9 protein-coding genes are annotated in these 10,409 nt (G+C 50.0%); 6 read left to right on the forward strand and 3 right to left on the reverse strand.

Annotated elements, in window-relative coordinates; genetic code table 11:
• Positions 1-12: 12 nt before the first annotated feature.
• Positions 13-1,179: a nicotinate phosphoribosyltransferase gene (gene pncB / locus VN105_RS02490; protein WP_325637589.1), complete on the forward strand. Its 1,167-nt coding sequence runs from the start codon at positions 13-15 to the stop codon at positions 1,177-1,179.
• A 101-nt stretch (positions 1,180-1,280) separates the two neighbouring features.
• On the opposite strand, the gene ypfJ is transcribed toward pncB, so the two are convergent.
• Positions 1,281-2,144 (reverse strand): KPN_02809 family neutral zinc metallopeptidase, encoded by an 864-nt coding sequence (gene ypfJ, locus VN105_RS02495; protein WP_325637591.1) that lies wholly within the window; start codon positions 2,142-2,144, stop codon positions 1,281-1,283.
• A 148-nt stretch (positions 2,145-2,292) separates the two neighbouring features.
• On the opposite strand from ypfJ, the gene VN105_RS02500 reads away from it, so the two are divergent.
• The 4 genes from VN105_RS02500 to VN105_RS02515 are packed head-to-tail and all read left to right on the forward strand — an operon-like array spanning position 2,293 to position 7,002.
• Positions 2,293-3,303, forward strand: coding sequence for an NADP-dependent oxidoreductase (locus VN105_RS02500; RefSeq protein WP_325637593.1), 1,011 nt, complete (start codon positions 2,293-2,295; stop codon positions 3,301-3,303).
• 8 nt (positions 3,304-3,311) lie between these two features.
• Entirely contained in the window at positions 3,312-4,139 is an 828-nt protein-coding gene (gene fdhD, locus VN105_RS02505; RefSeq protein WP_325637595.1) for a formate dehydrogenase accessory sulfurtransferase FdhD, read from the forward strand.
• Positions 4,140-4,152: 13 nt separating this feature from the next.
• Entirely contained in the window at positions 4,153-6,447 is a 2,295-nt protein-coding gene (locus VN105_RS02510) for an FdhF/YdeP family oxidoreductase (protein ID WP_325637597.1), read from the forward strand.
• A 3-nt stretch (positions 6,448-6,450) separates the two neighbouring features.
• On the forward strand, positions 6,451-7,002 hold the full coding sequence (locus VN105_RS02515) for a putative glycolipid-binding domain-containing protein (RefSeq protein WP_325637599.1): 552 nt from the start codon (positions 6,451-6,453) through the stop codon (positions 7,000-7,002).
• Here VN105_RS02515 and VN105_RS02520 read toward each other — a convergent pair.
• Complete coding sequence (locus tag VN105_RS02520; protein ID WP_325637601.1) at positions 6,992-8,059, reverse strand: nitronate monooxygenase; 1,068 nt, start codon at positions 8,057-8,059, stop codon at positions 6,992-6,994. The two genes, VN105_RS02515 and VN105_RS02520, sit on opposite strands and share 11 nt — an antisense overlap.
• A gap of 57 nt (positions 8,060-8,116) precedes the next feature.
• Complete coding sequence (locus tag VN105_RS02525) at positions 8,117-10,036, reverse strand: hypothetical protein (RefSeq protein WP_325637603.1); 1,920 nt, start codon at positions 10,034-10,036, stop codon at positions 8,117-8,119.
• A 150-nt stretch (positions 10,037-10,186) separates the two neighbouring features.
• Here VN105_RS02525 and VN105_RS02530 point away from each other — a divergent pair, with 150 nt between their 5' ends.
• Complete coding sequence (locus tag VN105_RS02530; RefSeq protein WP_325637605.1) at positions 10,187-10,348, forward strand: DUF1328 domain-containing protein; 162 nt, start codon at positions 10,187-10,189, stop codon at positions 10,346-10,348.
• Positions 10,349-10,409 lie beyond the last annotated feature (61 nt).

Here is a 10,409-nt window from a genome sequence, read left to right on the forward strand (position 1 = left end):
TAAACAGCAAATATGATCCTTACTTCGCTTCTTGATAACGATTTTTACAAATTTACCATGCAACACGGCGTTGTCAAATTATTTCCGAAGGCCCGTGCCCGTTATACTTTTATTAACCGCGGGCATCATTCCTTTCCTCCCGGTTTTGCGGAAGCCCTCCGGGAGGCGGTCAATACAATGCAGCTGCTGCAGCTCAGCCCGGAAGAAAAAGATTACCTGGCGGTAACCTGCCCCTACCTCGACCCTACGTATCTCGATTTCCTGCAGGGTTACCGCTATAACCCTGCGGAGGTACATATTGCCCAGCAGGGCGATAGCCTGGAAGTACATGTAGATGGCTACTGGTACCGCACCATCCTCTGGGAAGTACCCCTGATGTCGCTCATCTGCGAGCTGTATTACCAGCTAACCGGGCAGGAACGGGTACCCGACGAAGAAGTGATCGCCATTACCCGTAATAAGATTGAGAAATATAAAGAGATGGACATCACCATTGCAGATTTTGGCTCCCGGCGCCGGCATTCCCTCGCGGTTCATAAGCTGGTGGTGAAAACGCTCCGCCAGTACGGAGAAGGGGCCTTTATTGGTACCAGCAATGTACACCTTGCCATGCGGAACGGGGTGAAGCCCGTAGGCACCCATGCGCATGAATGGTTTATGTTCCATGCGGCCAAATACGGCTTCAAGATGGCCAATATGCTTGGACTGGAGAACTGGGTACAGGTATACCGGGGCGACCTGGGCATCGCCCTCTCCGATACTTATACCACGCCTGTTTTCTTTGAACAGTTCGATAAGAAATTCGCCCGGCTGTTCGACGGGGTGCGGCACGACAGCGGTGACCCTATCTTATTTGCCGACCGTACCATTGCCCACTACAGGGGTAAGAACGTAGATCCGCTTAGCAAAACCATCATTTTTTCAGACGGGCTCAATTATGAAAAAGTAGCTGATATTGCTGCCTATTGCAGGGGAAAAATAGGGATGTCGTTTGGCATTGGTACCAACTTTACCAACGATGTGGGATTAACCGCCCTGAATATTGTAATTAAGATGTACGAGGCCCTGCCTGAAGATGCGCCCCGTTGGACGCCCGTAGTGAAATTGTCGGACGTGAATGGCAAGTATACCGGGGATCCCCGGATGATTGAACTGGCGAAGGAAATGCTGGATATCTGACGGCAGGCCGGTTACCCGGTTCTACCCAAACGCCTGGTTATGGTTCCCGGAGCCGTGATCCTGCATCTGCAGCCTTACAGCCCCGGGAACCCTTCGCTTCATTACCAGGTACCCAGGCCGATGCCCGTGTCCCCGTCGGCCACATTGCCGGATTCAAAGCCCTTTTTGAACCAGAACATTCTTTGTTCGGAGGTACCATGGGTAAAGGCATCCGGTACCACCTGGCCTGTACTGGCCTGTTGCAGCCGGTCGTCGCCCACTGCACTGGCAGCGCTCAGCCCCGATTCAATATCTCCCGGGTCCAGGAACGGCCTGATCTTATTAGCGCGGTTAGCCCAAACGCCTGCCAGGAAATCTGCCTGCAGTTCCAGCATCACCGATAATTTATTGTATTCCTTTTCGCTGAGCCGGGAACGCATGGCCTGCAATTTATCGCTGATGCCCAACAGGTTCTGTACGTGATGCCCTACTTCGTGTGCAATCACATATGCCTTTGCGAAATCGCCTTTTACCCCGAACTGCTGTTCCAGTTCATCAAAGAAAGAGACGTCCAGGTACACTTTACGGTCGGCCGGGCAGTAAAACGGCCCCATAGCTGATTCCGCAAAACCACAGCCGGAATTGGTACCCTTTTCAAATGACACCATGCCCGGTACTTCGTAGGTTTTGTTCCTTTCCTGGAATCCCTGCTTCCATACCCTTTCGGTACTGCGCAGTACTTTGGAAGACATCACCTCGAAGGCATTGGCATTTTCCTTTGTGAGTTTTTCAGCAGTGCCTGCCTGCTCCTGACCGGGAGCAGCCTGTTGAACCACCTGCATTACCTGCTGTGGGTCCTGCTTAAAGATCAGGGCCAGCACTATAATGATAACGGTGCCAATACCGCCGCCTACACCGATTTTGCGCATACCGCCACCGGTTCGTTTCTCGACGTTTTCGCTCATTTCTTCATCATCAAGACGCATAGTAGATTTTAAATTTTAGGGGTGAAGATTCTTACCCCGAATGTACATTTTTCATCGTTAATTCCGCTCATTTCCCGAAGGGTAAACAAAAGCATTTTTCAGCTGTTAAATAATCATTGCCATTCCTCACTTTTAAATACCCGCGTATATGAAAATAAAACAGATCCTCCTGGCCGCAAGACCTAAAGGGCTTCCCGTAGCCGGCAACTTCGAAACCGTGGATGCAATTTTGCCGGAGCTGCAGGATGATGAGGTGATGGTAAAGCCCCTCTATTTCTCCGTAGATCCGTATATGCGTGGCCGTATGAACGATGCACGCTCGTACATCCCTCCCTTCCAGGTAGGCGAGCCTATTGAAAGCGCTGGTGTGGGAGAAGTAATGCATAGCAAAAGCGCATTGTTTAAAACCGGCGATAAAGTAATGAGCAGCGGTCCCCGCCCCTTTCTGCCCTGGGCCACCGCCGCCATTTTCCCGGCCGCACACCTGCGTAAGATCGACGACAGCATTCCGCTTACCTATTACCTTGGCCTGTTGGGCGTACCAGGGCTTACCGCTTACTTTGGCCTCATTGATATCGGCAAACCCAAAGCCGGGGAAACCGTAGTGGTGTCCGGCGCCGCCGGCGCTGTAGGTATTATTGTGGGGCAAATTGCCCGCATACTGGGTTGCCGCGCAATAGGCATTGCCGGCGGCGCCGAAAAAATAAAGCTGCTCACCGATACTTTTAACTTTGATGCCGCTATCGATTATAAAGGGAATCATAACATGGATGCCGCCATTGCCGCCGCTTGTCCCAATGGTGTGGATATTTATTTCGATAATGTAGGCGGCGATATTTCCGATGCGGTGATCAAACACCTTAATTTCTTTGCCCGTGTGCCGCTTTGCGGACAGATCGCCCTGTATAATTCCACGGAAACGCCTGTAGGACCACGTATTCAGCCCATTATGGTAACCAGGAGTATCCTCATGCAGGGGTTTATTATAGGTAACTACGCCAGCAGGTTTGGCGAAGGCTTCAAACAATTGTCGGAATGGGTGAAGGCAGGGAAAATAAAATACACCGAAACCGTGGAGGAAGGATTTGATCAGCTGCCCGCCGCCTTACTCGGATTATTTTCGGGAAGAAACAGCGGTAAGATGGTAGTGAAAGTGTAATTTTGAGTATGACAAATGCAGTTGTTCATACCCGCGTTAAGAAAGTAGCTGCTGAAAGTGTTACAGACGCCAGTGATACGCTTGCTACAGAAGATCCACTCGAAATAAGACTGGTGCATGGCCCTTCTCATAACCGCCGGCAACAGAACGTTTCTGTTACTATGCGCACGCCCGGTGAAGATATGGAGCTGGCCGCCGGTTTCCTGTTTACAGAAGGCGTTATCCGTGAACAGCACGCTATCCAGGAAATTATTTTGTCGGAAGATAACAACGGCAGTATCGTTACCGTTCATTTGAAACCTTCCATCGTGGCCCGGTTAGGCAATACCCAGCGTAATTTTGCGGCAACTGCCGCTTGTGGCGTATGCGGCAAAACGGATATGGCCGATATTCATACAGGCGTTTCCGTTAATCAAAGCACCTTTCACCTGGCTGCCGGGAAATTATTCGGCCTGCCTGCGGTACTCCGGAATGAACAAGCCCTTTTTGAATCTACCGGCGGGTTGCACGCTGCCGCACTTTTTGACCGCAATATGGAACTGCTCCTGCTGCGGGAAGATATTGGCCGCCACAACGCGGTAGACAAGCTCATAGGCGCTGCCCTGCAGCAACAATTAGTACCGCTGAACGACTGTGTGCTACTGCTGAGCGGCCGTGCAGGATTTGAGCTGATCCAGAAAGCCGCTATGGCAGGGATACCTGTAATTGCAGCCATCGGCGCACCTTCCAGCATGGCGGTAAAAATGGCTGCCGAATGGAATATTACCCTGCTGGGTTTTTTAAAGGATCAGCGCTTTAATATTTACAGCGGGGCAGAAAGAATTGATGTCACATAAAATATTACCTGTTATGGACAGTGCAGAAAACCCGGTACGGTTTACCGGTATTAAACTGGGGCCACCCAAACAAGTTGCTGCAGGCATTCCGGCAGTAGTATCCAGTATGCGGCACATCCTGGAGGAAATGAATGCCTTCCGGGGAATGAAAGCATTGCTGGAGCTTAACCAGAAAGACGGATTCGACTGCCCCGGATGCGCCTGGCCCGACCCTGACGATGAAAGATCCGGTATTGCCGAATATTGTGAGAACGGCGCTAAAGCAGTGGCGGAGGAAGCCACCAGCAAAAAGGTAACACCCGGTTTTTTCGCGGCAAACAGCGTGGCAGATCTTGGCGCCTTGACAGATTATGAGATAGGTAAAAAAGGCAGGATCGCCCAACCCATGTATCTCGCGCCCGGCGGCACACACTATACACCCATCGCCTGGGCAGACGCGTATAAAATTATTGCCGGTCATCTTCATAAATTATCCTCCCCCAACGAAGCGATATTTTATACCTCGGGAAGAACCAGTAATGAAGCCGCTTTCCTGTACCAGCTGATGGTACGCGAATATGGTACCAACAACCTGCCCGACTGCTCCAATATGTGCCATGAATCCAGCGGCGTGGCCCTGGGCGATGCGCTGGGGATAGGCAAAGGATCCGTTACCTTGGAAGATATACACCAGGCGGAAGTGCTGATCATACTCGGTCAGAATCCCGGCACCAATCACCCGCGCATGCTCACAGCTTTGCAGAAAGCAAAAGCCAACGGCGCTACCATCATCTCTGTAAATCCCTTACCCGAAACAGGTTTGCTCAATTTTCTGAATCCGCAAACCGTGAAGGGAGTACTGAATATAAAAACACATCTTACTGATATTTTCCTGCAGGTAAAGATCAATGGAGATATGGCCTTGCTGAAAGCCTTATCCCTGCTGTTGTTAGAGGAAGAGGAACGTGCGCCCGGTACCGTGTTCGACCAGGCGTTTATCAATGCCAATACACAGGGATACGACAGTTATATTACACACCTGAAAACGCAGTCGCTTTCACAGCTGGTAGCAGACAGCGGTGTGGCGCCTGAACTGGTGCAGCAGGCCGCACAGGCGCTGTTCCATAAAAAGAAGATCATTGCCTGCTGGGCCATGGGACTCACCCAACACAAAAATGCCGTAGATACTATCCGTGAAGTGGTAAACCTGTTGCTGCTGAAAGGCAGTATCGGTAAACCGGGAGCGGGCACCTGCCCCGTACGCGGGCATAGCAATGTGCAGGGCGACAGAACAATGGGCATCTACGAACAACCCTCTAATGCTTTCCTCAACAAGATCCATGATGTATACGGGTTTGAACCGCCAAGAGCACACGGCTTTGATGTGGTGAATGCCATTAATGCCATGCATCGCGGCGATGCAAAAGTGTTTATGGCTATGGGCGGCAACTTTCTTTCCGCTACACCGGACACGTTGTATACCGCAGAAGCATTGCGGAACTGCGACCTTACCGTGCACGTATCTACGAAATTGAACCGCAGCCATGTAGTGCACGGCAAAGAAGCCCTGATACTGCCTTGCCTGGGTCGCAGCGATAAAGACATACAACAGGGTGAGCAGCAGTTTGTAACCTGTGAAAACTCTATGGGAGTGATACAGATGTCGAAAGGCAACCTGCAACCGGTGTCCACCCACCTGAAAAGTGAACCTGTTATTATCTGCGAACTGGCAATGACCTTGCTGGGCGAAAACTCGCGCACACCCTGGGCCAGCTATATAAAACACTACGATCTTATACGCAACGATATTGAGAAAGTGATCCCGGGTTTTGATAACTACAATAAAAGGGTAAGGCATCCCGGTGGTTTTTACCTGCCCAACGGCGCCAGGGACGGGCAATTCAATACCTATAGCGGCAAAGCCAATTTCAATATTGCGGAAGTATTAAGGACTCCCCTTGCCATCGATGAATACATGATGATGACCATCCGCAGCCACGACCAGTTCAACACTACCATTTACGGGCTGAACGACCGTTACCGCGGCATATACCATGAACGGAGAGTGATACTGATGCATCCTGCCGATATCGCAGCCGCCGGTTTCCACCCCGGTGATGTAGTAGACCTTTATAATTATTATGGCAATAAGGAACGGGTGGCTTATGGCTTCATTATTGTATCCTACCATATACCGGAAAGATGTACGGCTACCTATTTCCCGGAAACCAATGTGCTGGTACCGGTAGACAGTGTAGCGGATAAAAGCAATACGCCCACATCGAAACTGGTGATCATCAAAATAAAATCATCGGACATAAAAAGATAACACATGCAACCCATTCTATGGCAGGCATTACAATGGCCTGCAACCGAGTACTTCACGCTGCAGGACAATGGCACCGGGAAGCTGGCTGCCGGTTGTATCAACGGGGTAAGGGATCAACAGCCATTTTGTGTACATTATAAAATAGAGATCACTCCATCCTGGCAGGTATCGTCCTTTCATATTAAACAGGAAGGACCCGCGCCAACGGAACTGAAGCTGACGTCGGATCTTCAGGGGCATTGGTTCGACAAAGACAATAACCACATCGACGCATTTGATAACTGCATTGACATCGATATTTCACTGACTCCTTTTACCAACACCCTGCCGGTGAAACGGCTGCAGTTTGAGCTACAGGAAAGTAAACTGCTGGATATGCTCTATATTAACCTGCCCGAATTTGAGTTGCAGAAAGTGCAGCAACGTTATACCCGCACCGGCCCCCGGGAATACCTGTACGATAATGTGTCCACCGACTTTACGGCGCAATTGCCTTTTGATGAAAACGATATAGTTATAGATTATCCCGGGATCTTCAGGCGTATTATTTACTAAGCACTACAGCCGTTTCACGCACCAGTTCTGCAAAAATATCAGCAGTACTCCAGGCACGCGCCTTTCCTGCCGCCTGCCCCGCCCACATATTCACAAATGCAGGGTTGTCCAGTTCTTTGGCCGCTTTACGGCCAGGTTGCGTTAACACATCCTGGTAAGGATATTCACTGACGGGTAAGCCGGAGGCTTCTATTTCCGTGATCAGGGTATTGCGTACACCCCTTGCCCAACGACCGGATATGGCGCGGGTAAGCAGTGTATCCGTGTCCGTTATATCGGCCAGAGCGGCCTTATGAGCAGGGGTAGCCAAACTTTCATGCGCTCTCAGGAAGAGGCTTCCCATTTGCACACCGGCTGCGCCCAGCATTTTTGCTGCCGCTACTCCCCTGCCATCCATGATCCCCCCCGCGGCAATAACGGGCACGCGCACACGATCAGCTATTTGCGGCACCAGTGCAAAGGTGCCCGTTTTGGGTAGTTCACCCGGCAGGAAGGTGCCCCGGTGGCCACCCGCTTCTATACCTTGTGCAATCACCACATCCGTTCCGGCGGCAGTGAGCACCGTGGCTTCTTCTACAGAGGTAGCAGTGCCCATCAGGAGCACCTGGTGTTGCTTCAGCAATTCAAATCCCGCTGTATCGGGCATACCAAATGTAAAGCTTACGTATTTTATACCGGCAGCGAGGATCGCCGGCAGCTGGTTTCTCCAGGAATGAAAAGGTACTTCGTCAAAATTTACCGGCGGTGCTGCCATCCTGTTGGCGCCATACATGAATTGCAGGAACTCCTGCATATCGTCAAATGTTTTCCGGTCGTAATGCTCCGCAGGCTCATAAACGAAAAGGTTTACGGCAAACGGTTGCTGGGTTAATCCTTTCACTTCACGGATTAACGAGGTCACTTTATCGGGATGCAGTCCGCCCACCGGTAAGGATCCTAATCCGCCACTGTTGCTCACTGCCGCTACCATGGCCGGCGTAGTGATACCTAACATGGGCGCCTGGATCAGCGGATACGTGATCCCCAGCATACGGGTGAGTTCATTCTTCCATTCCATAACACAAAAGGTTTAGTACTATAAATTTACGGAATGCGGGAATTGCCAGCGCATTATTTAGCGGAAGTTCAGCACCGTGGGTGCGCGTAATGCAGAGATGTCAAACCGGAAATCAACAATGGTCGTAATTTCCAGCATCAGCTTATTCATAGGCTTTGGTGCATTGGGGTAATAATATCCCGAAACTTTAATGGTATTCAGCGACAGATTTTCATTACGGACACGGAAACCGCCTCCAAGGCCCATGTAAATAGGATTTCGCAGCAGGTCGTCGCTTTTGTTGGTGATCATAGATGCCTGCAGGGAAGTAAAGAAATTAAATTTGAATCCGAGAAATTTCAGCGGGCTGTAGTACACTGTTTCCGATCCGAGGTTCAGGCGTTGAAAGCCATTGATCATGGTATTCTTATACCCCCAGATGCCGTACTCCATATTGATGTTGAGTGGTTTATTAAAGAACGGGTTTGGGCTGTTCAGGTAGTCGATGTTCAGGAACTGGCGGAACCGCGCCTTGCGGATATTCAGCAGCCGGCTGTAATATTCAAGCCGGGCGTGTATCACGCCGTCTTCCCACGCGTTATTGAGCCAGAAAGTACTAAGTCCTATGGTAGAGTTAAAGAGTCCCTGGTTTTTGGTGGTCCAGTATTTCTGTGCTTCAATGCCGGTGTAGATCCGCCGCCGGTCTTTCCAGCTTTCCCAACCGCTGGTGGCGCTGATATTATATCCCAGTGGGATATCCTCCGTGCGGCCAAACCCGAAGAAATAATGGGCTTTAAAATAATCAATACGGTAAGCCTGCAGTTCCAGCAGGTACAGGCGGTGATTATTGTACACGGGATCGTCTTTATATCTTAGCTGGTCCGGCTTTCGCTGGAACGACAGGTTATAGTGCCTGGCCAGTACCGCGAAGTTGGGCTTTTTGCCGATGGTGCCGTCGTGTTGATAATGATTGATGAAGTTATAGCCGATCCATCCGTCGATAACGGAATAGGTATAATCGCGGTACACGCTGTCGCCCAGCTCCGGTAATGATCCCCTGATATTGATGGACCAGTTTTTTGACAATGCAAAACCGCCCACCAGTTTAGCGGCATTACGGTAAAGCGGCCTGTTGAAATTGATGAACACAGCGCCTTCGAAGGCATTAGTATCCAGCTGGGCGTAATTATTCAGGGTGGTGTATCCCAGGGTCATATCTATAAAAGAGCCCAGCAGGTTGTATTTCGTATACCGTACTTCCGTGTTCCAGGTAGGCGAATAATCGGAACGCCACTGCATCCCTACTTTCAGGCCCTGTCCTGCCCCAAACAGGTCGTTGTTGGAAACGCTGGCCCTGATGTCTTTTGCACTGAACTGGGAAACATCTGCGCCGTATTCAAACAGATCTTTTGTCACTACTTCCACATCGATGGAATCGCTGTTGGCGTTCTTTATATAAATACGCGCATCCTGGATGAAGGGCCTGTTACGCAGGTAACGTTCATTGTCGGCCATTTCAAAAGGTTCCAGCGGCTGATTTTCCCGGAAGAACAATGATTGCCGGATCACCCATTCCCGGGAATCGTAGTGCATACGGTTAGCCAGGTGGATCAATTTCATGCTGGTAGTAAAAGTGGTATCATTGATGTTGCGGGGACCGAATACTTTCACCTTCCTGTAGTAGATATTTCTGATCACTTTGCCCGCAAAGGGGGTAAAATATGCCTCACTTTTAATGATAGTGCTGTCGTTGTCGTTGGAATGTACCGGTTCATCCTGTTTGGTTATCCGTTTTATGAGCGACTGACGGTATTCTTTATTACGTATGGAATCCCGGTACTCCCCGATCTTTTTGAAGAGCCCACTGCTTCTGTGGGGAATAGTGTCTGCTGCGCGCGGGAACTGCTGGCCTTCTGCATGCAGGAAGGCAGGACTATGCAGGCCAATAAGCCAGCATAGGACAGTTAGTGTAGGCCATATTTTGAAATAATTCCTCAATTCTAGCAGCAGGTAACAATTATATCGAAAAAAAATGAAATAGTAACAACCGCAATTATTGTACTTACCGGAATGATAATTGTGTAAAATTGAACGGATTACCTGAAACAAGTGTTACAGACACTATTTGTTTACCTAAAAGTTTTAGTTATGTTACGCTGGGCACTCATATTTTTTATCGTTGCCATTATCGCAGCAGTATTCGGTTTCGGGGGCATTGCCGCCGGAGCAGCATCTATCGCCAAGATCCTTTTTTATATCTTCCTGGTGTTATTTGCTATCTCCTTATTGTCAGGGTTGCTGCGGAAATAGGTGGTGGACCGCCTTCGGCGGTTGTAGAGCGGATTTTGTCTGACTCAGGATTAAACTGATT

It is taken from the genome of Chitinophaga sp., from assembly GCF_035564935.1.
GTDB lineage: Bacteria > Bacteroidota > Bacteroidia > Chitinophagales > Chitinophagaceae > Chitinophaga.

Excerpts from the sequence above, each read along its gene's own strand:
- pncB (WP_325637589.1), top strand. The coding sequence starts at position 13 with ATGATCCTTACTTCGCTTCTTGATAACGATTTTTACAAATTTACCATG.
- ypfJ (WP_325637591.1), bottom strand. The coding sequence starts at position 2,144 with ATGCGTCTTGATGATGAAGAAATGAGCGAAAACGTCGAGAAACGAACC.
- VN105_RS02500 (WP_325637593.1), top strand. The coding sequence starts at position 2,293 with ATGAAAATAAAACAGATCCTCCTGGCCGCAAGACCTAAAGGGCTTCCC.
- fdhD (WP_325637595.1), top strand. The coding sequence starts at position 3,312 with ATGACAAATGCAGTTGTTCATACCCGCGTTAAGAAAGTAGCTGCTGAA.
- VN105_RS02510 (WP_325637597.1), top strand. The coding sequence starts at position 4,153 with ATGGACAGTGCAGAAAACCCGGTACGGTTTACCGGTATTAAACTGGGG.
- VN105_RS02515 (WP_325637599.1), top strand. The coding sequence starts at position 6,451 with ATGCAACCCATTCTATGGCAGGCATTACAATGGCCTGCAACCGAGTAC.
- VN105_RS02520 (WP_325637601.1), bottom strand. The coding sequence starts at position 8,059 with ATGGAATGGAAGAATGAACTCACCCGTATGCTGGGGATCACGTATCCG.
- VN105_RS02530 (WP_325637605.1), top strand. The coding sequence starts at position 10,187 with ATGTTACGCTGGGCACTCATATTTTTTATCGTTGCCATTATCGCAGCA.